This is a genomic window from Salinisphaera sp. (genome assembly GCF_035690525.1).
GTDB lineage: Bacteria > Pseudomonadota > Gammaproteobacteria > Nevskiales > Salinisphaeraceae > Salinisphaera.
In genome coordinates this window covers 1-20,364 of the sequence record NZ_DASSKM010000035.1, presented here as the reverse complement: position 1 = coordinate 20,364, position 20,364 = coordinate 1, and the positions used below count along the sequence as shown (strand labels likewise).

Here is a 20,364-nt window from a genome sequence, read left to right as displayed (position 1 = left end):
CATGGAAAACCGTTCGCACTTCGTCGTTGCCATCATCTTCATCCTGATTCTGGGCGGCGGCGCGGTCGGATTCTTTTTCTGGCTGTCGACCGGCGACAACGCGAACCGCACGATCATCATCGAAACAACACAGTCCGTCGGCGGGATCGGCAGCCAGTCGCCGGTCAAGTACAAGGGGCTCAAGGTGGGCCATATTGTGAGCGTGGACTTCGATCCACACGACGCGAGCAAAGTACGCATCGTATTCAAGGTAGACGACTCGGTACCACTGAACCAATCGAGCTACGGCCAGCTCGCCACCCAGGGCATCACCGGCCTGTCCACGCTCACGTTGAGCACACCGGATCTATCGGCGCCACCGCTAAAGGGCAACCCGCCGCAAATACCGCTGCATCAGGGCTTGCTCGACCGGCTCAAGAAACGCGGCAAAGCCGATCTGGCCAAGGTGAGCACCATTCTCGATCAAATCCAGAACCTGACCGGCGGCGAGAACGCCAAGCACATCAGTCAGATACTGGCCCAGCTCGACCAGGCCACCCGGCAGCTCGTCGAGGCCGAGAAGAGCCTGCAGCCGACACTGGCCCAATTGCCCGAGCTGACCCAAGCGCTGCAAGACACGGTCGCCAGTATCGACCGCCTGACCGAACAAGCGATCCCGGCCATCCGGAAAGCTGGCGCGGCCGCCGCCTCGGCGCAAAATGTGGGCCAGTCCAGCCAGGACCTCATACGCAGTTTGAACAATCAGGTGCTGCCGCATATCGACGCGCTCACCCGCCAGATGCACGACACCGCGCGCCAGATCCAGCAGCTCAGCGCCGAGTTGTCGGCCAAGCCCCAGAGCGTGCTCACCGGCCCACCGGAGCGCCGGCCCGGCCCCGGCGAGCCCGGTTTCGATGCGCCCGGTAATTAATCGATGAGTTTCGCGATGAAAATATTCGATCGTATTCCGCAGTGCCTGGCCGTACTCGGCGCGACCACCGCACTGATAGGCCTGGCCGGGTGCAGCATACTCGGCGGCGGCGGCGTCGCTTACCCGGCGCGCTACACGCTCGACGCCGGGCCGGCCGATACCGCCGCCCGCGCGACCACGAGCTCGACCGGCTATACGCTGGATCTGCGCCCGGTCGGCGCGCCCGGCTGGCTGGACTCCAACCGCATGCTCTACCGGTTGGATTCTGGCGACAACCCCCAGATTTCGGCCTATACCCAGTCGGCGTGGGCCGATACGCCAGCCCGACTGGTCGGCGACAACCTCAAGGACACGCTGTCCGGTTCGGGACTGTTCGCGGCCGTGCTCGGCGAGGCGCCGGGCCAGGCCGATCTCGCGCTGCAACTCGAGCTGTCGGATTTCTCGCAGCGGTTTGCCTCAAGCACGGTCAGCCACGGCCATATCGCGGCAACGGCCACGCTGCTGGCCGCCGATAGCGGCGCCGTGATCGCGCAGAAACGCTTCGAGACCATGGCCGGCGCGCCCACCGCCGACGCGGCCGGCGGCGTCGACGCGCTGGCGGCGGCCGATGCCCGGCTCAATCGGGAAATCCGGCAATGGCTGGCGACCACGCTCGCTCAGTGCGGCAAGGCCTGCCCAGAGGCCGGCACAGAGTAATACCAACCTGCAAAAACAAGAATACAAAAGGAAGACGAAAACAGTCCGCGAATGAACGCGAAAAACGCAAATGAAAACGAATTCTCTTTATTTTGCGTGCCTTTGGCGTTTATTTGCGGACTTGTTCTTTTTCTTATCGGCTATCGTTACATTATTATAATGGCCGGTATAACCGGCGATCGGAGCCGACGAATCAGCCGATCAGACGGTCGCGCGCTTCGGCGTACTTGACCGCCGTGTTGGCGATCACGTCGGCCGGCAGCCGCGGGCCCGGCGCGGTCTTGTCCCAGTCCAGCGCTTCGAGATAGTCGCGGACGTATTGCTTGTCGAAACTGGGCGGGCTGATGCCGGTGGCGTATCCATCGGCCGGCCAGAAGCGCGAGGAATCGGGGGTGAGCACCTCGTCGATCAGCACCAGCTCCCCGTGTACGTCCACGCCGAACTCGAATTTCGTATCGGCGATGATGATGCCGCGCTCCGCCGCGTACTCGGCCGCAGAGCGATACAGCCGCGTGGCGGTATCGCGCACTTCGGCCGCGCGCTGTGCGCCGATGGTCGCGGCCGCTTGCGCGAACGCGATGGTCTCGTCGTGATCGCCGGCCTCGGCCTTGGTGGCCGGGGTGAAAATCGGCGCGGGGAGCTTCTCGGCCTGCGCCAGCCCGCGCGGCAGTTCGATGCCGGAGATCGCGCCCGTGGCCTGATAATCCTTCCAACCGGAGCCGACGACATAGCCGCGCACGACCGCCTCGATCGGCAGCGCATCCAGCCGACGCACGGTCATGGCGCGGCCGCCGACCTGGGCGATCTCGGCATCGTCGAGAATCCGTTCCAGCGGAATATCGACCCGCTGATCGGCGACCGTGCCCGCGAAGCGGTCGAACCAGAAATGCGTCAGCTCGGTGAGCACCGCGCCCTTGCCCGGGATCGGGTCCGGCAAGACAACATCGAAGGCCGACAGCCGGTCGGTGGCCACGATCAACAGATAATCCACGCCCACGGCGTAGACATCCCGCACCTTGCCGCGCATCAGCAACGGCAAGCTGTGAAGTTCGGACTCGTAGAGGGTCTCGGCCATGAGTTTGCAGTGAGTGGTGGTCCGGCGCGACGGCGTAGTCTAACAGCCGTTACCGATGGTAGGCCTCAGAGCGGCCCATAGCTGCCGCCGGTGGCGATCGCGATGCTGAGCAGACCGGCCAAATCCAGAGAAAAAACCGGCCGGGCGCGGCCGACAGCAGCGGCGGACGCTCGCCCAGCGGCACCGAAGACGCGGCCGGACGCAAAACGAGCCGCGACGGCTTGACGGCGGCGCGTCTATCGCAGAGCGTACGGAGCAACCTCCTCCCTTCCACGGTTTCATCGCATGGCCCGATCTCCTTTCGCCCCCCTGATCGCCCCCTCGATCCTGTCGGCTGACATGGCCGCGCTCGGCGACGAGTGCGAGGCCGTCATCGCCGCCGGCGCCGAGTGGATCCATTTCGACGTGATGGACAACCACTACGTGCCGAACCTCACGTTCGGCCCGCCGGTCTGCGCCGCGCTCGCCAAGCGTTTATCGGCTTCGCATCCGAGCGTGCCGATCGACGTGCACCTGATGTGCGAGCCGGTGGACGACCTGATCCGCGGTTTCGCCGACGCCGGCGCGGCCTCGATCACCTTCCACCCCGAAGCCACGCGCCATGTCGACCGCAGCCTAGCGCTGGCCCGCGATCTCGGCTGCAAGACCGGGCTGGTGTTCAATCCGGCCACCTCGCTGGAATGGCTGAAATACGTGCTCGACAAAATCGATATCATCCAAATCATGTCGGTGAACCCCGGCTTCGGCGGCCAGTCGTTCATTCGGCAATCGCTGGCCAAGATCGCCGAAGCACGCGAGATCATCGACACCGTGACCGCGGGCACCGACCGCGAAATTCGCATCGAGGTCGACGGCGGCGTGAAGATCGACAATATCGCCGCGATCGCCGAAGCCGGCGCCGATACCTTCGTCGCCGGCTCGGCGATTTTCGGCCAGGGCGATTACACGCAAATCATCAGCCGGATGAAGACCGCCGTCGGCGCCGGCTGATTCCACCCCGGCCGGGCTACGAAGCGCGTTCTTTCCGCTTGCGCAAACTTGGTCGCGCATGCCGCGAACCTTGCATCCGCGTCATCCGCGCAACCCGCGATTAAACTGTCTTGGTGCCCCGGACGACCCGACCGGCTTGGCAACGCGAACGAGATACGGCAGGATTCGCGCATGACATCGAATCGTTGGAAACAAACCGCTCGCCGCGCCTTCGACACGGCCTGGCGATGGCGAGGACAGCGCTGGCGGGGTTGATCCCGTACCTGCCGCGGTGCGCGTTGCCGTACTGCCTGTTTGTGTTATCCGATCGATTGATGTGCCATGCCCGAATCCGTCTCCTACGAGGCCTCGCTACTCGCCCGGCGTGAACCGCTGGTGGTCGAGGCGCTGGCCGATCTCGACACCCCATTGTCGACTTACCTGAAGGTCGCCGATGCGCCCTATTCCTTTCTGCTGGAATCGGTGCAGGGCGGCGAGCGCTGGGGGCGTTATTCGATCATCGGGCTACCGGCCGCCGAGCGCATTCGCGTACGCGGCCACACGCTGGTGCACGAAACAAATGAGGGCGTCATCGAAACCCTCAAGACGGCCGATCCGCTGGCCTGGATCGCCGCCTTCAACCAGGCCCGGCCGTTGCCGCGTCTGCCCGAACTGCCGCGTCTGACCGGCGGCCTGGTCGGCTACTTCGGTTACGACACGATCCGCTATATCGAACCGCGGCTGGCCGGCGGCGGGCACGATAAGGACGATCCGCTCGATCTGCCCGATATTCTGCTGCTGGTGGCCGAGGAACTGGTGATCTTCGACAACCTGTCGGGCAAGCTCTATGTCGTGGCGCATCATCTGGAAGACGATGCCGAGGATCGCGCTCGCGTCGAGGCCCGGGTGGAGGCGATTCTGGACGCGCTGGATGCGCCGTTGCCCCAGGCGGCCGCTTGCACCGGCACGGCGGCCGGTCCCGAAATCGAGCCCCAAATTAATGATGTTAGCGATGGACGCTTCGTCTCGGGCCTGACCCAGGCCGGCTACGAGGATGCGGTGCATCGGATTCGCGAATACACCCAGGCCGGCGACGTGATGCAGGTGGTGCCCAGCCAGCGTCTGTCGGCGCCGTTTAACGCCGAGGCGATGTCGCTGTACCGGGCGCTGCGCAGCCTGAATCCCTCGCCCTACATGTTCTATTTCAACTTCGACGATCACCACGTCGTGGGCGCCTCGCCGGAGATTTTGGTGCGCGCGATGGACGGCGAGGTCACGGTGCGCCCGATCGCCGGCACCCGCAAGCGCGGGCTGAGCCCGGCCGAGGACGAAGCGCTGGCCGAAGAACTGTTGGCCGACCCCAAGGAGATCGCCGAGCACCTGATGCTGATCGATCTCGGGCGTAATGATGTCGGCCGCGTCGCGGCGCCGGGCACGGTCAAGCTGACCGAGCGCATGGCGATCGAGCGCTATTCGCACGTCATGCATATCGTGTCCAACGTCACCGGCAAACTCAGGGCCGACCTGACGCCGATGGACGCGCTGCGGGCCGCCTTCCCGGCCGGAACGCTCTCCGGCGCGCCCAAGATCCGGGCGATGGAGATCATCGACGAGATCGAGCCGGTCAAGCGCGGCGTCTACGGCGGCGCGGTCGGCTATTTGGCCGGCAACGGCAGTATGGACCTGGCGATCGCCATCCGCACCGCGGTGCTCAAGAACGGCGAGATCCATGTCCAGGCCGGCGGCGGCATCGTGGCGGACTCCCAGCCCACCGCCGAGTGGGAGGAAACCATGAACAAGGCGCGGGCGGTGATGAAGGCCGCGGCGCTTGCCGAACAGGGGCTGGCCACGCGCCGACGCGTGGATCACAGCTCTAAGGAGAATCCGGCGTGATCCTGATGCTCGACAACTACGATTCGTTCACCTACAACCTCGTGCAGTATCTCGGCGAGCTCAAGGCTGAAGTGCACGTGGTGCGCAACGACGAAATCACGGTCGCGGAAATCGAGCGTCTGGCGCCCGCCGGCGTGGTCGTCTCCCCCGGGCCTTGCGGCCCGGAGGACGCCGGCGTATCGATCGAGCTCGTCCAGCGCATGGCCCATCGCCTGCCGATCTTCGGCGTGTGCCTCGGCCATCAGGCGCTGGGCCGGGCCTTCGGCGGCCACGTCATCCGCGCCCGCCGGGTCATGCACGGCAAGACATCGACCATCCGCCACCGCGGCCGCGGCGTGTTCGAGAACCTGGCCGATCCGCTGACCGCGACCCGCTATCACTCGCTGATCGTCGCCCGCGACGGTTTGCCGGCCGATTTCGAAATCACCGCCTGGACCGAAGACGACGACGGCGAAATGGACGAGATCATGGGCCTGATCCACACCCCGACCGGCGCCGAGGGCGTGCAGTTTCATCCCGAATCGATCCTGTCCGATCACGGCCACGAGATGCTGCGGACGTTTTTAAAGCGCTGCGGCGAAATCGCACCGGAGCGTGCTACGTGATCGACTCGGCTCTGCTCGACGAAATCGCCCACGGACGGGATCTGGCGCCCGAACGCATGGCCTCGGCCATGCGCACGATCATGACCGGCGGCGCCACCCCGGCTCAGATCGGCGCCTTGCTCATGGGCTTGCGGATGAAGGGCGAATCGATCGACGAGATCGCCGCGGCGGCGGGCGTGATGCGCGAACTGGCCGCCGCCGTCCCAGTGGCGCCCGAACTCGCCGAATCGCTGGTCGACACCTGCGGCACCGGCGGTGACGGCGCCGGCCTGTTCAACGTATCCACCGCGGCCGCGTTCGTGACCGCCGCGGCCGGCGGCCATGTCGCCAAGCACGGCAACCGTTCGGTCTCGAGCAAATCCGGCAGCGCCGATCTGCTCGAGGCCGCCGGGCTGAATTTGGACACCGGCGCGGCCGAGGTCGCGGCCTGTATCCAGGAGCTCGGCGTGGGTTTTATGTTCGCGCCCGCCCACCACGGCGCGATGAGGCACGCCGTGTCGGTGCGCCGCGAGCTCGGCATCCGCACGCTGTTCAACCTGCTCGGCCCGCTGACCAACCCGGCCGGCGCGCGCAATCAACTCATGGGCGTGTTCAACGGCCATCTCTGCGAACCGCTGGCCCATGTGCTGGCCAAGCTCGGTTCCCGGCACGTCATGGTCGTGCACGGCGACGACGGACTCGACGAACTGTCGATCAATGCGCCGACCAAGGTCGCCGAATTACGCGACGGCCACGTGGTGAGCTATCGCATCGCGCCCGAAGATGTCGGCCTGGAGCGCGGCTCGCTGGATACGCTGCGCGTGCCGGATGCGGCGGGCTCGCTCGCGATCATCGAAAAAGCGTTTGCCGGGGAGTTCGATCTGGCCGCCGACATCATCGCCTTCAACGCCGGGGCGGCGCTCTATGTCAGCGACCGGGCGCCGGACCTGGCGGCAGGCGTCGCCCTGGCACGCGAAACGATCGCCAGCGGCGCCGCCGCCCGGCGCATGATCGAAGTTGCGCGCTTCACCCTGGCCCGGGCCGCGCTGGCGCAGCCATGAGCATTCAGGCCACCGACACTATTCTCGATCGCATTCTCGCCGACAAGCGGGCCGAGATCGCTGCTTTCCGCGGGGCGATCAGCGAAGCCGAGCTGATGGATGCCATCGACAGCGCCGGCGCCACGCGCGGCTTCGCCGAGGCGCTGCGCGCCCAAACGCCGCGCGCCGTCATCGCCGAAATCAAGAAAGCCTCGCCGAGCCGTGGCCTGATCCGCGAAGATTTCGATGTCGCCTGGCTGGCGCAGCGCTACGAGGCCGGCGGGGCGGCATGTCTGTCGGTGCTCACCGATCGCGATTATTTCCAGGGCGACGACGGCTTTCTCGCCCGGGCCCGCGACGCCTGCGGCCTGCCCGTGCTGCGCAAGGACTTCATGATCGACCCGATCCAGATCGATCAATCGCGCGCGCTGGGCGCGGACTGCATTCTGTTGATCGCCGCCGCCCTGTCGACCGATCTCATGGCCGAACTGGCCGGCCGCGCCTTCGAACTCGGCATGGACGTGCTGGCCGAGGTTCACACCGCCGGGGAACTCGAGCGCGTGCTCACCCTGCCCGAGGCGACCATTGTCGGCATCAACAATCGCGATCTGCACACCTTCGACACGACGCTCGAGGTGAGCCTGCGTCTGCGTGAACAAATCGCCGGAGACCGCCTGCTGGTCAGCGAAAGCGGCATTTTCACCCCCGACGACCGGCTACGCCTCAACGACGCCGGATTCGGCGCCTTTCTGGTCGGCGAATCCTTCATGCGCCAACCCGATCCCGGCCAGGCATTATCCCGCTTGATCGCCTGAGGCCCGATCGCGTACACGCTTGCCGAATAGGTCCGGCACGTGACGATCCCAAGCAGGCTTGCGCCTTGAGCGTATTTGATCCGGCGCGATGTCTTGCATGAGAATCGATAGTGTAGGTGGGCTATCGACCAGGGGTGTGAACTGGATCAGGAAACCAAGCGGGCGCAAGCCGTTCGCCTTCAATATGTATACATGTCGATGGCGTCGTACACCCTGGCCGCCATCGTCGTCGCGCTCGGCGCCGTGACCGGCGTGCTGGCATGGCGTTATGTGCTTTTCTTTTTCGTCTTCGCGGCCGCCGTGTGCATCGGCCTGTATCTGTTTTTTCGGAGCGGGCTGAATCTGCGTTTTGCCGACCCGAGTTTTATCCGTACGCAGAATCTGCTGCCGCTCGCCCCGCTGCTGTTTCTTCTTTATCACACCGCCTCGGACCTCGGGCGCGCGGCACTGCTCATCGTATCGCTGAGCGGCTTGCTGTACGGCGCTTTGAATCTCGACATTCGACGGTTCTTGACCGTGATGTCGACCTACGTCGCGGGCTATTGCTGTGTTTTTCTGATTCTGTCAATCCAAAACGCAGTACACGTGAATCCCGATCCGGGCGAATGGATGATTCTGGCGGCGGTCGCGTTTTTCATGCTGCAGATGGGACTGCTCGGCAGCTATATCGTGCGCCTACGGGACCGGCTCGCCCGACATCACGATCAAATCGCCGAAATGGCGACACGCGATGAATTGACCGGCAGCTACAACCGCCGCTTTCTCATCGATGCATTGAGCCACGAGCCGGAGCAATCGGATCCGGCCGAGACGTACTGCGTGTGTCTGATGGACGTCGACCACTTCAAGCGGATCAACGATCAATACGGCCATTCCGTCGGCGACGACGTTCTGTGTCGCTGCGCGACAGCCATCCAGGCCGATATTCGAGACATCGACACGTTCGGCCGCTACGGCGGCGAGGAATTTCTGCTCATATTGCCCCGCATTCGGGATCACAAAACCATCACGATCGCCGAGCGCCTCCGCGTTGCCATCGAAAGCCTGGTGTTCGAAGCCGATCACCGAAGTTTCGGCGTCACATTGTCCATTGGCGTGGCCGAAAGCCGCTTGGGCGAACCATACGCCACCTTGCTGAAACGCGCTGACGAGGCGCTTTATCGAGCCAAGAACAGCGGCCGTAACCGCGTCTGCCGGGCCGAAACCGGCAACACGGCCGATGCCGGATAATATTGCGCGCCGCATCGCAAGGCTGGATCGGGTGCCGGAAACGCCCGGCCCTCTTTTATTTCCGCGGCCCCACCCCACATCGTTTAACTACCCTATTGATCGACATGAGCGCCATGAAAGCGACACTCGACTGGCAGGACGGCCTGGAATTCGACGCCACCGCCGACAGCGGCCACCGCGTGAGCATCGACGGCCCGCCCGATCTCGGCGGCAAGAACGCCGGCTTCCGGCCGATGGAGATGATGCTGCTTTCGGTCGGTGGCTGTAGCGCGATGGATGTGATGCACATTCTGAAGAAATCGCGCCAGGACGTGACCGGCTGCCGGATCGAGGTCGAGGGCGAGCGGGCCGAGACCGAGCCCAAGGTCTTTACCGATATCCATGTCCAGTTCATCGTCACCGGGCGCGGCTTAAGCGAAAAGCATGTGGCACGCGCGGTCGAGCTTTCCGCGGAAAAATACTGCTCGGCCTCGATCATGCTGGCCAAGGCCGTGAACATGACGCACGGCTACACGATTCACGAAGCCGAATGAAACGGCCCGTGCGCGCCGGATACCGCGCCTTGTTCGGACACCGCGGACGCGAGCACTGATGGATAAACTTCGCCTGCACGGTTTCAACAACCTGACCAAGTCGTTGTCGTTCAACATCTACGACATCTGCTATGCCCGCACGCGCGAGCAGAAACAGGCCTATATCGCCTATATCGACGAGGTGTTCAACGCCGACCGGCTGACCCAGATCCTCACCGAGGTCTCCGACATCATCGGCGCGCATATCCTCAATGTGGCGCGTCAGGACTACGAGCCCGAAGGCGCGAGCGTGACCCTCCTGATCGCCGAGGACAACGCCTACGAAGGCCCGGTATCGGAAGCCGTGGTCGGCCATCTCGACAAAAGCCACATCACGGTCCATACCTATCCGGAGTTTCATCCCGACGACGGTATCTCGACCTTCCGCGCGGACATCGACGTCTCCACCTGCGGGCTGATCTCGCCGCTCAAGGCGCTGGATCACCTGATCCACAGCTTCGAGTCCGACGTAGTCACGCTGGATTACCGCGTGCGCGGCTTCACCCGCGACGTGGGCGGCGACAAGCACTTCATCGACCACGAGATCAACTCGATCCAGGATTACATCCCGGACGATATCGGCGCGCGCTACCAGATGGTCGACGTCAACGTGCCGGCCGAGCGCATCTTTCATACCAAGATGCGGCTGACCGAGTTCGATCTCGACGACTATCTGTTCGCGGAAAACGCAGCGGCTCTGCCCGCCGCGGAAGCACGGGATCTCGGCGAGCGCATCGCCGGCGAGATCACCGATATCTTCTACGGCCGCAATCTTGCAGCGAGACCGTGATGGATATTCGCGCCGAAGACTTCGAGACCGAGTTCGCGCGCCAGCCGCTGGCCCGGGTCTATGTGGTCGCCGGCATCGAGCCGCTGCAAGTGGTCGAAGCCGCCGACGCGGTGCGCCGCCGCGCCCGTGACGAAGGTTTCGACGAGCGCGATATCCTGCATGCCGAACCCGGCTTCGACTGGGGCCAGCTCGCCACCGCCGGCGCCAATCGATCCCTATTCGCCGTCCGGCGTATCGTCGAACTGCACCTGCCGGACAAGGGACCGGGCAAGCCCGGCTCGGCGGCGATCGCGGATTTTCTCAAGCAGGACGCACCGGACACCTTGCTGCTCGTGGTCGCGCCCGGGCTGGCGGCCTCGGCGCGCAAGAGCGCCTGGTACAAGGCCGCCGCCAGAGCCGGCGTGGTCAGCTACGCCTGGCCGCTGCCGATCTCGCGGATGGTGGCGTGGATCGAGCGCCGATCCGAAAAGCGCGGCCTCGGCCTGACCCGCGAAGCCGCGCGATTGTTGGCCACCCAGAACGAAGGCAATCTGCTCGCCGCGGCCCAGGAGATCGACCGGCTCGCCCTGCTCCATCCCGAAGCCACGGTCGATCACGACGAGGTGCGCGCGGCGGCCGGCGATCATGCCCGCTTCGATATTTTCGATCTGCCGGCCAAGGCGCTCGCCGGCGATGCCGCGGGTGCGGTGAAAACCCTGTACCGGCTGCGCGCCGAGGGCGTGGACGCGGTACCGATCACCTGGGCGCTGGTCAACGATCTGCGCACGCTCTACCAGGCCGCGCTCGCCGCCCGCGCCAACCGGCTCGACGCCTATATGAACAAGATTTTCATGCCGGTGGCCCGCAAGCGCCAGATTTCCGACGCCGCGCGGGCAGCCGAGCCGGCCCGTTTGGCGGCCCTACTGCGCCAGGCCGCGCGCACCGATGCCATCAACAAGGGCGCGGCCGCGGGCCGAGCCTGGGACGAACTGATAACATTGACGATTGCGCTTTCCGGGCACACGCCGGCCGCGCGCACCACGCACCCTTCATTTGCCACGACACGATCGCCATGAGCGCGAACCCAAGCGAACCCGACCGCGAGGCTTTCTCCCGCGTGACCCGTCAGATGCACGTGCTGGGCGCAGCCGCCAAGCGCGCGGCCCGGCGCATGGCCGCGGCCGAGCCGGGCGAGAAGAATGCGGCCCTGTTCGCTATCGCCGAGGCGCTGACCGAGCAACAGGACAGCATCCTGGCCGCCAATGCCAAGGACGTTCGCGAAGCGCGCGGCAAGCTCGACGACGCCGCGGTCGAGCGCCTCGAGCTCAACCCCGGACGCATCGAGCGCATGGCCGAGGGGCTGCGCCAGGTCGCCGCCCTCGCCGATCCGATCGGCAGCCTGACTGATCTGAACTTTCGACCGTCGGGCATTCAGGTCGGGCACATGCGCGTGCCGCTCGGGGTGGTCGGCATCATCTACGAATCGCGGCCGAACGTGACCGCGGACGCGGCCGCGCTGTGCCTGAAATCCGGCAACGCGGCGATCCTGCGCGGCGGCTCCGAATCGGTGCATTCCAATCAGGCGATCGCGACCGCGGTGGCGCGCGGGCTGACCGATGCCGGGCTGCCGCGCGAGGCGATACAAGTGGTCGAAACCACCGACCGCGAAGCCGTGGCCGCCATGCTGGCGATGCCGCAATACATCGACGTCATCGTGCCCCGGGGCGGCAAGGGGTTGATCGGGTTCGTGGCCGAGCATGCGCGCATGCCCGTGATCAAGCATCTGGACGGCGTCTGCCACGTCTATATCGACGACTCGGCCGATCGCGACAAGGCCGTCGCCATCGCGGTCAACGCCAAGACCCAGCGCTACGGCACGTGCAACACGATGGAAACGCTGCTGGTCGCCGAATCGGTGGCGGCCTCCATTCTCGAGCCGCTGGCGCACGACCTGATCCAGGCCGGCGTGACCCTGCGCGGTTGCCCGGCCACACGGGAACTGCTCGGCCCGGAGGTCCAGCCGGCCACCGACGCCGACTGGGCGGCCGAATATCTGGCGCCGACCCTGGCCGTGCGCATCGTGCCCGACATGGACGCCGCGATCGAGCATATCGAGCACTGGGGCTCGCATCACACCGACGCCATCGTGACCGAGAACGTCACCCGGGCGCGCGCCTTCATCCGCGCGGTAGATTCGGCTTCGGTCATGGTCAATGCCTCGACCCGCTTCGCCGACGGCTTCGAATACGGGTTGGGCGCCGAGATCGGCATTTCGACCGACAAGCTCCACGCCCGTGGGCCGGTCGGGCTCGACGGCCTGACCTCCCAGAAATACGTCGTCTTCGGCGACGGCCATGTCCGCTAAATCATCGTCAATGATCCACAGCAGCGCCCCGATCGGTATCCTCGGCGGTACCTTCGATCCAGTTCACAATGGCCACCTGCGGCTGGCCATGGAACTGGCCACCGATCTGAAACTGGCCCAGGTCCGTCTGATTCCCAACGGCCGGCCGCCGCATCGCGAACAGCCGGGCGCCACGCCGGGCCAGCGCGCGAAATGGATCCGCGTGGCGACCGCCAACGAACCGCGGCTCGCCCTCGACGACCGCGAACTCATGCGCGACGGCGCGTCCTACATGGTCGATACGCTCGCTTCGTTGCGCGCAGACTTTCCGGGCCATCCGCTGTGCCTGATCATGGGCCGGGACGTGTTCGCCAAGCTGCCCAGCTGGTACGAATGGGAACGGCTGTTCGAATACGCCCATATCGTGCTCATCGAGCGGCCCGGACTATCGGCCGAATTCGCGCGCGAGGCGACCGCCGAGTTGGAACGGCGCTCGACCGGCGACATCGACGAACTGCATCGCCGGCAGGACGGCCTGATCTACAACTACGCGCCGCCGCCGCTGGCGATCTCGGCCAGCCGTATCCGTAAGCTCATCGCCTCCGGGGAAAGCCCGCGCTACCTCTTGCCGGCGACGATTCTCGACGACATCATGGATTACAAGATTTATCGCTCGCCGGCGAGCGAGGCCGAGGAATGATGGCAGCAAACAATACCCGGACCGACAACACCGCCCAAACCGCCGAAACGGCGCCCGCAGACAGCCCGCTACGGGTCGCGCTCGACGCGGTCGCGGAGCTCAAGGGCGAATCGGTCAAGGTGTTGGATGTCGCCCGTCTCACCACCATCGCCGAGCATCTGGTGATCTGCACCGGCCGCTCCGGACGCCACGTCAGGCGTATAGGCGAAACGGTGATCGCCAACGCCAAGCAGGCCGGACTGTCGCCGCGCGTCGAGGGCCTGGAACAGGCCGAATGGGTGCTGATCGATCTCAACGGCGTGGTCGTGCATATCATGCAGCCGGTAACCCGCGCCTATTATCAGCTCGAAAAACTCTGGGACGTGGATGTCGCCGCCGGCCCGGACGCCTCGACCGCCGCGCACTAGGCCCTACCCGACGACATGCGTATCCGGCTGATCGCCGTGGGCCGGCGCATGCCCGCATGGGTGACGACGGCCTATAACGATTATGCGCGGCGCCTGCCGCGCGAGTGCCGGCTCGAACTGGTCGAGATACCGCTGGCCAAGCGCCATGAGGCCGGTGATACCGCCAAGGCCGTCGCCGCCGAGGAAGCACGCATGGTCAAGGCGATCGGCCGCGACGCCGAGGTGATCGCGCTTACGCTGGACGGCCGGCCCTGGTCCACCGCGACCCTGGCCGACGACCTGAAATCCTGGATGAACGACGGCCGCGACCGCGCCATCCTGATCGGCGGCCCCGACGGCCTGGGCGAAAACGCCCTGGCCGCCGCGCGGCACCGGCGCTCGCTGTCCGAGTTGACCTTGCCGCATCCCCTGGTGCGCGTGATCGTGGCCGAACAGCTGTTCCGTGCCCACAGTATCCTGATCGGCCATCCCTACCATCGCGCCTGATCCACGCGCCGACGCCGCGCCGGCCGCGGCTACGATCATTGTTGAGTTGCGGGATTAGGGGTGCGGTGTCGACAATTCATACATGAACCGTTCGATTTCCATCACGCCTTTATGCGGCGGCTGCCGCCACGGTCGGGCTTCGTGAGCAGCGCGGAGCCACTGATCGACGCCGATGCCCTGCGGGTCGAGATCCTGGTCAACGCCGGTCCGGGCGAGACCCGCGCGGCCCAGATCGAGCGCGGCGTGCTGCAGGACATCCATATCCAGCGCGACGCGACCGCCAGCGCGGTCAGCAATATCTATCTCGGTGTGGTCCAGCGCGTACTGGCCGGCATGCAGGCCGCCTTCATCGACATCGGAGCCGAGCGCGCGGCCTTCCTTCAGGTCTCGGACATGGTCCGCCCGGATACCGGCGACGACGCCGACACGCCGCGCATCGAGAAACGGCTGCACGCCGGCGATCGCGTACTGGTCCAGGTCACCCGCGACGCCATGGGCACCAAGGGCGCGCGGCTGACCACCGATCTCGCCATTCCGTCGCGGTTTCTGGTCTATATGCCGCATACGCCCCGGATCGGCGTGTCCGCCCGTATCGAGAGCGAAGAGGAACGCTCGCGTCTGTTCGAGGCGGTATCGGATCTTAGACGCGAGCTCGACCTGCCGGGCGGTTTTATCGTGCGTACCGTGGCCGACGGCGCCGCCCCGACGGCGCTGGCCGCCGACATGCGTTTTCTCGCCACGGTATGGGCCGATATCCGCTCCCAGGCCGAACACGTGCCGGGCGAAACCCTGATCTACGGCGACCTGCCGCTGGCCATCCGCATGCTGCGCGACCTGCTCACGCCGGAGGTCTCGGCGGTGATCATCGACGACGCGCGCGCCTGGAACGAGATGATCGCCTTCACGCGGCGCTTCGCGCCCGAGTTTACCGACCGCGTACTGATGCACGAGGGCGACACCCCGCTGTTCGCCCAGTACGGCATCGAGGACGCGATCCAGCGGGCGCTGCAGCCGCGCGTACCGCTCAAGTCCGGCGGGTTTCTGATCATCGAACAGACCGAGGCGATGATTACGGTGGACGTGAACACCGGCGGCTTCGTGGGCACGCGCAGCCTCGAACAGACCGTGCTGCGCACCAATCTCGAAGCCGCCCAGACCGTGGCCCGTCAGCTTCGGCTGCGCAACCTGGGCGGCATCATCGTGATCGACTTCATCGATATGATCGATGCCGAACACAAGCAGCAGGTGCTGGCGCAGCTGACCGCCGCACTCGCGGCCGATCCGGCCAAGACCGCGATCGGCCCGCTGTCCAATCTCGGGCTGGTCGAAGTCACCCGCAAGCGGACGCGCGAATCGCTCGAGCACCTACTATGCGCGCCGTGCGAGGCCTGCGGCGGGCGCGGCTACGTCAAGACGCCGGAAACGATCGCCTTCGACCTGTTCCGCGAGATTGCGCGCCGGGCCTGGCTGCGCCCACGTGCCGATGCCGAGTTGCTGGTGCTCGCGCCGCCGGATACCATCGATCAACTGCTCGACGGCCAGGCTGGGGCTTTTCGTCGTGTGTGCGACGATGCCGGTGTGATCGTCAGGCTACAGGCCGAAGCGCTCTACGGGCCCGAACAATTCGATGTGGTCGTGATGTAAGCTGGGCTAAAGATCGCCCGCCATGCATCGTGCAAGCCCGGCGCGCCGGTACGAAACGCCGCGGAACTGCCCATGCCCGGCCCAAAATATCACCACAACGCCATGCCTGATGCTCTGCCGGGCGCGTTCGCGACGCCCCCGCGTTGATCAATCGAACGCCACGCGCGCGGCCTCCGCGCGGCTGGATCAAGCGCAGCCTGATCATCGCCGGCGCCGGGGTGATCGTGCTCGCCGGATTGCTGGTGGGCGGCGTTTTTCTGTTCGATCGATTCGCGCCGCAGTATCGGCACGCTTTGGCCGATCGCGTCGGTCAACGCATTCATGCCCAGGTCACGGCTTCGGGCCTGGAAATCGGCTGGGGCCGGCACGGCCCGATTGTATATCTCGACGATCCGCGCATCACGCGCCCCGGTGCCGATCGGCCCGCTCTTACCGCCGACCGGCTGGGGCTGGAATTCTCGCTCTCCGCTCTACTCGGCGGTTCGCGCCTGCCCGACGGCCTGATCATCAACAACCTGCACGCCAGCCTGGTACAACGAGACGGCCGGCTGCGGCTCGCCCACTGGGGCGCCTCGGGCGGCCAGGGCATGAACTGGTCGAAGCTCGAGGCCGTTCGCCGTCAGATCGCGCATGTACGCGTCGACGGCGGCGAGCTGACGATCACCGCCGAGGCCCTGCCGGGCGGCCGCATGCGCTGGTCGAACCTGCATCTGGCGCTCGACGACCATAACGACCACAGGCTACAGGCGAGCGCCTCGGCACAGGGCCCGGCCTGGTGGCCGGCACTGGAGGCCAGCGTCACGCTCCAGGGCGCGCTGGCGCATCCGGATCGTCTGCATTTTTCGCTGCACGGCGACGGCATCCGCCCGCTGGCGGTCGTGCGGCGCAGCCGGCCCGGCCTGGCGTCGCAACTGCGCGGCGGGCGGCTGTCGTTCGATCTCGACGGCCATTGGCGCCACGACCGGCTGATCGACACCCGCTTCACGCTCGACAGCGGGGCGCTGGCCCGCCAAGGCCACGATCAGCCGCTGGTGCCCGCCTTTACGGCGGTATTCAAGGCGCACAGCGATCGGGGCGCGCGGCGTATCGACGTTCAACTGGCGCGGCTGACCAGCGGCCTGAAACAATCGGAGGCGTTCGACGCTAAAGCCCGTTTCGATACCGCTTTGCATGCGCTTTCGGTCACCGCCCGTCACCTGCCCGGGCCGTTGGCGCTGCGGATCGCACGGCTGGCCGAACCGCGGCTGGCCGACACCGCCATCGACGGCTCGATCGATAATCTTTCGCTGAACTGGCGGCCCGGCCGGCCGCTCGACGCGAGCATAGGATTTTCCGGCCTGACCATCGATAACCCGCACATCGCCTTCGGCCCGATCGCCGGACGTTATCGGCAACAGGGCGAACACCACACGCTGGTCTTTAACGATGCGGGCGGGCAACTCTCGTCGGCGCGCTATATCGACGGCGACGTCGATATCACCGATCTGGGCGGTCGGGTGAGCTGGCAGCCGGACGGCGACCACGGCTGGTCGATCGATTTCGACAAGCTGCGGCTCGCCAGCCGCAAGGCGCGGCTGACGACCTCCGGGCATGTTCATCTGCCCGGCGACGACAAGTCGCCGATCGTCGATATCAGCGCCGATATCGTAGCGCCGCATATCGCCCGCCTGCTCGGTCATGTCCCGCAGACCAAGGGCCTGCCGAACCCGCGCCTGCGCGATTGGCTGCCCAAGGCGATCGTCGCCGGATCGCTCGATCGCGGCCACGTCGAGATCGACGGCCCGATCAATCGTTTTCCGTTCGCCCGGGCCAAAAACGGCAACGGTTTTCATATGACCCTGGCCGGGCACGGGGTCGAAGTACGCTATAAGCCCGGCTGGCCGAAGGTTAGCGACGCCAAGGGCACGGTCTCGCTCGACAACGATGCCTTGACGCTGGATCTGGCCGGCGCGGAGATGCTGGGTGTGGGCATCGACAGCGCCAAGGTTCAGGTCGACGACGTACGCGAGCCGGTCATGCATTTGACCGGCTCGGTCGACGACGCGCCGGCCACGAAGCTGATGGCTTTCATCGCCGAATCGCCGCTGCGGGACAAGTTCGGCAAGCTGGTGGACGCGCTCGATGTCAAAGGCCCGGCCGATCTCGGGGTGAACCTGCGCATTCCGCTCAAGCCGGGGCTCGGCGATATCGAGGTCGACGGCACCATCGACGCCAAGGGCGACACCTTGCGCCAGCGACACCTGCCCGGCCCGATCACCGGTATTGAAGGAGAGTTGGCGTTCACCGAGCGCGGCATCACCGCCCCGGAGTTGACCGGCCGGATGCTGGGCGTGCCGATCTCGGCCGATATCACGAAAGCCCCGGGCGGCGGTCAACGCATCACCGCGCGCGCGAAGCCGAGCTTGCCCGACGACCGGGCGGCGCTGGCGTATTATCTGCCCGATGCCTGGCTGGTTTACGCCAAGGGCACGACCGCCATGACCGTGGGTTTCACGGTCAAGGGCTCCGGCCGGATCAGCCCGATAGACATCGACAGCGATCTGGTCGGCATGGCGATCCGGCTACCGGCGCCGCTGACCAAACCGGCGGCGACCCGTGCGCCGCTGACGGTCACCGTCGATCCCGATAGCGGGCATATCGACGCCGATTACGACCAACGCCTGCAGCTGGCGGTAGACCTCGACGCCAACAGCCGGCCCGAGCGCATCCACGCCCTGGTCGGCGCGACCGATCTACAACCGCCGGATACCGACGGCCTGTGGATCGGCGGCCATGCCAATCGGGTCGACGGTCTCGGCTGGTTTTATGTCGTGCGCCATGTGCTTTACGGCGCGCCGGCCGGCATCCCCGGCGCACCGGAAACCGCGGCCATCGGCCCGGGCGCGTCGAACGACACGGACAGCACCTCGGATCTGGCTTTCCTCGGCGGCGATCTGACCATCGGCCGGCTGTACTTCGGCAATCGCTATATCGCCGGACCGCACATTCGCGCCCAGCGGATGACCGATGTCACCGGTTGGCGGGTGAACTTCGAGGGCGACGACAGCCAGGGCCAGATCACGTGGACCGTGCGGCCCGGCCAGGCCACGCGCATCGCGGGCAACCTCAAGCGGATCGCCCTGCACACCGAAACCGCCGAGCCCGACGCGGATTCGAATACCGATGCGGATACGAGCGCGGCCAATTCGACCGTGCTCTGGCCCGATCTAGCGCCGAACGATCTGCCGGCGATGCAATTGTTCGTCCAGAACTTCGTTGTCGACGGCATTTCTTTCGGCCGCACGCGCGTGAACGCGCGCGCGAGCGCAAACGGCTGGTCGCTGGAGCATTTCCGGCTCGCCGGCGGCGCGTTGACCGGCACCGCCAGCGCCCACTGGCAACGCGACGGCGGCGTCGACCAGGCCGCCGCGCATGCCGATTTCGACGGCCACGGCCTGGCGCGCCTGCTGCGCAGCTTCGGCTATGTTTCGCCGATCCGCGCCAAGCAGGCCCGCATCAAGGTCGACCTGGCGATCGCTCCCAACGACAACGGCTTGGACCTGCGCTACCTCAACGGCCACGTCCATCTGGCGCTCGACCACGGCACCCTGCTGACCGTCGAGCCCGGCCCCGGCCGTCTACTCGGCCTGTTCAATCTGTACGTGCTGCCGCGGCGATTGCGGCTGGATTTCCGCGACGTGGTCGACAAGGGCATGGCTTTCGACAAAGTGCGCGCGGATTTCAATATTCGTCAAGGCCAGGCCTTCAGCGACAATGCGCGCATCCTCACGCCGTCGGCCAAGATCCGCATCACCGGCCGGATCGGCATAGCGACGCGCGACTACAACGAACATGTCACCATCACGCCGCAATTGGGCAGCGGCGTGGCGATCGCCAGCGCGGTGCTGGGCGGCCCGATCGTCGGCGCGGCGGTGTTCGCGGTGCAGGAACTGCTCAAAAAGCCGATCCAGCATTTCTCCTCGGTGAGCTACAACCTCAAGGGCAGCTGGGACGACCCGCAGATCGTCAATCCGCAGGCGAACGACGGCGACCACAACACGGCGCCCCCGTCCGCGTCCGAGGCTCCCGAGCCTTCGAGCCACTAGCGTAGCCGACATCCGGATCAAGCCACGCCGATGTTCGAAGCCCACTTCCACGATCGTCTCGCCGGCTTCGCCGACGCGCTGGCCGAGCGCCCGCCGGCGATCGCGGCGCTCGTGATCGTCGGGGCCGAACTCTGCGATCCGGTCG

The 20,364-nt window shown here is 66.0% G+C and carries 18 protein-coding genes; 17 read left to right on the top strand and 1 reads right to left on the bottom strand.

What is annotated here, in order from left to right; all coding sequences use genetic code 11:
- Position 1 precedes the first annotated feature (1 nt).
- Entirely contained in the window at positions 2–910 is a 909-nt protein-coding gene (locus VFJ08_RS02165; RefSeq protein ID WP_324994686.1) for an MlaD family protein, read from the top strand.
- A gap of 15 nt (positions 911–925) precedes the next feature.
- Positions 926–1,606 carry an ABC-type transport auxiliary lipoprotein family protein gene (locus tag VFJ08_RS02160; protein ID WP_324994684.1) on the top strand — a complete coding sequence of 227 codons (681 nt, stop codon included), beginning with the start codon at positions 926–928 and terminating at the stop codon, positions 1,604–1,606.
- A gap of 193 nt (positions 1,607–1,799) precedes the next feature.
- On the opposite strand, the gene VFJ08_RS02155 is transcribed toward VFJ08_RS02160, so the two are convergent.
- Positions 1,800–2,681, bottom strand: coding sequence for a phosphoribosylaminoimidazolesuccinocarboxamide synthase (locus VFJ08_RS02155; RefSeq protein ID WP_324994682.1), 882 nt, complete (start codon positions 2,679–2,681; stop codon positions 1,800–1,802).
- 285 nt (positions 2,682–2,966) lie between these two features.
- Between VFJ08_RS02155 and rpe the strand changes: the two genes are divergently transcribed.
- From rpe to VFJ08_RS02080, 15 genes are all read left to right on the top strand, one after another.
- A complete protein-coding gene (rpe, locus tag VFJ08_RS02150; protein ID WP_324994680.1) occupies positions 2,967–3,671 on the top strand; it encodes a ribulose-phosphate 3-epimerase in 705 nt (234 codons plus the stop codon).
- 321 nt (positions 3,672–3,992) lie between these two features.
- Positions 3,993–5,543, top strand: coding sequence for an anthranilate synthase component I (gene trpE, locus VFJ08_RS02145; protein WP_324994678.1), 1,551 nt, complete (start codon positions 3,993–3,995; stop codon positions 5,541–5,543).
- A complete protein-coding gene (locus tag VFJ08_RS02140; RefSeq protein WP_324994676.1) occupies positions 5,540–6,148 on the top strand; it encodes an aminodeoxychorismate/anthranilate synthase component II in 609 nt (202 codons plus the stop codon). The genes trpE and VFJ08_RS02140 overlap by 4 nt, the downstream gene beginning before the upstream one ends.
- On the top strand, positions 6,145–7,188 hold the full coding sequence (gene trpD, locus VFJ08_RS02135) for an anthranilate phosphoribosyltransferase (RefSeq protein WP_324994674.1): 1,044 nt from the start codon (positions 6,145–6,147) through the stop codon (positions 7,186–7,188). The genes VFJ08_RS02140 and trpD overlap by 4 nt, the downstream gene beginning before the upstream one ends.
- Entirely contained in the window at positions 7,185–7,982 is a 798-nt protein-coding gene (trpC, locus tag VFJ08_RS02130; RefSeq protein ID WP_324994672.1) for an indole-3-glycerol phosphate synthase TrpC, read from the top strand. The genes trpD and trpC overlap by 4 nt, the downstream gene beginning before the upstream one ends.
- 192 nt (positions 7,983–8,174) lie before the next feature.
- Positions 8,175–9,212 carry a GGDEF domain-containing protein gene (locus VFJ08_RS02125; RefSeq protein WP_324994670.1) on the top strand — a complete coding sequence of 346 codons (1,038 nt, stop codon included), beginning with the start codon at positions 8,175–8,177 and terminating at the stop codon, positions 9,210–9,212.
- A gap of 113 nt (positions 9,213–9,325) precedes the next feature.
- Positions 9,326–9,745 (top strand): OsmC family protein, encoded by a 420-nt coding sequence (locus VFJ08_RS02120; RefSeq protein WP_324994668.1) that lies wholly within the window; start codon positions 9,326–9,328, stop codon positions 9,743–9,745.
- A gap of 55 nt (positions 9,746–9,800) precedes the next feature.
- The gene (gene speD, locus VFJ08_RS02115; RefSeq protein WP_349256933.1) at positions 9,801–10,574 is read left to right on the top strand and encodes an adenosylmethionine decarboxylase; all 774 of its coding nucleotides are present in this window, start codon (positions 9,801–9,803) and stop codon (positions 10,572–10,574) included.
- Positions 10,574–11,629 (top strand): DNA polymerase III subunit delta, encoded by a 1,056-nt coding sequence (gene holA / locus VFJ08_RS02110; RefSeq protein ID WP_324994664.1) that lies wholly within the window; start codon positions 10,574–10,576, stop codon positions 11,627–11,629. The genes speD and holA overlap by 1 nt, the downstream gene beginning before the upstream one ends.
- Entirely contained in the window at positions 11,626–12,918 is a 1,293-nt protein-coding gene (locus VFJ08_RS02105) for a glutamate-5-semialdehyde dehydrogenase (RefSeq protein WP_349256932.1), read from the top strand. The genes holA and VFJ08_RS02105 overlap by 4 nt, the downstream gene beginning before the upstream one ends.
- A 10-nt stretch (positions 12,919–12,928) precedes the next feature.
- Positions 12,929–13,597, top strand: coding sequence for a nicotinate-nucleotide adenylyltransferase (gene nadD, locus VFJ08_RS02100; protein WP_324994662.1), 669 nt, complete (start codon positions 12,929–12,931; stop codon positions 13,595–13,597).
- Entirely contained in the window at positions 13,597–14,004 is a 408-nt protein-coding gene (gene rsfS / locus VFJ08_RS02095; RefSeq protein WP_324994660.1) for a ribosome silencing factor, read from the top strand. Before nadD ends, rsfS begins: the two co-directional genes overlap by 1 nt.
- A 15-nt stretch (positions 14,005–14,019) precedes the next feature.
- Positions 14,020–14,490, top strand: a complete 471-nt coding sequence (gene rlmH / locus VFJ08_RS02090; RefSeq protein ID WP_324994658.1) for a 23S rRNA (pseudouridine(1915)-N(3))-methyltransferase RlmH — start codon at positions 14,020–14,022, stop codon at positions 14,488–14,490.
- Between the two features lie 141 nt (positions 14,491–14,631).
- Positions 14,632–16,134 carry an Rne/Rng family ribonuclease gene (locus tag VFJ08_RS02085; RefSeq protein WP_324994656.1) on the top strand — a complete coding sequence of 501 codons (1,503 nt, stop codon included), beginning with the start codon at positions 14,632–14,634 and terminating at the stop codon, positions 16,132–16,134.
- A 143-nt stretch (positions 16,135–16,277) separates the two neighbouring features.
- Positions 16,278–20,219, top strand: a complete 3,942-nt coding sequence (locus VFJ08_RS02080) for a YhdP family protein (RefSeq protein ID WP_324994654.1) — start codon at positions 16,278–16,280, stop codon at positions 20,217–20,219.
- Positions 20,220–20,364 lie beyond the last annotated feature (145 nt).

Excerpts from the sequence above, each read along its gene's own strand:
- rsfS (WP_324994660.1), top strand. The coding sequence starts at position 13,597 with ATGGCAGCAAACAATACCCGGACCGACAACACCGCCCAAACCGCCGAA.
- VFJ08_RS02125 (WP_324994670.1), top strand. The coding sequence starts at position 8,175 with ATGTCGATGGCGTCGTACACCCTGGCCGCCATCGTCGTCGCGCTCGGC.
- nadD (WP_324994662.1), top strand. The coding sequence starts at position 12,929 with ATGATCCACAGCAGCGCCCCGATCGGTATCCTCGGCGGTACCTTCGAT.
- holA (WP_324994664.1), top strand. The coding sequence starts at position 10,574 with ATGGATATTCGCGCCGAAGACTTCGAGACCGAGTTCGCGCGCCAGCCG.
- trpE (WP_324994678.1), top strand. The coding sequence starts at position 3,993 with ATGCCCGAATCCGTCTCCTACGAGGCCTCGCTACTCGCCCGGCGTGAA.
- trpC (WP_324994672.1), top strand. The coding sequence starts at position 7,185 with ATGAGCATTCAGGCCACCGACACTATTCTCGATCGCATTCTCGCCGAC.
- VFJ08_RS02160 (WP_324994684.1), top strand. The coding sequence starts at position 926 with ATGAAAATATTCGATCGTATTCCGCAGTGCCTGGCCGTACTCGGCGCG.
- rlmH (WP_324994658.1), top strand. The coding sequence starts at position 14,020 with ATGCGTATCCGGCTGATCGCCGTGGGCCGGCGCATGCCCGCATGGGTG.
- VFJ08_RS02105 (WP_349256932.1), top strand. The coding sequence starts at position 11,626 with ATGAGCGCGAACCCAAGCGAACCCGACCGCGAGGCTTTCTCCCGCGTG.
- rpe (WP_324994680.1), top strand. The coding sequence starts at position 2,967 with ATGGCCCGATCTCCTTTCGCCCCCCTGATCGCCCCCTCGATCCTGTCG.
- VFJ08_RS02165 (WP_324994686.1), top strand. The coding sequence starts at position 2 with ATGGAAAACCGTTCGCACTTCGTCGTTGCCATCATCTTCATCCTGATT.
- VFJ08_RS02120 (WP_324994668.1), top strand. The coding sequence starts at position 9,326 with ATGAAAGCGACACTCGACTGGCAGGACGGCCTGGAATTCGACGCCACC.
- VFJ08_RS02155 (WP_324994682.1), bottom strand. The coding sequence starts at position 2,681 with ATGGCCGAGACCCTCTACGAGTCCGAACTTCACAGCTTGCCGTTGCTG.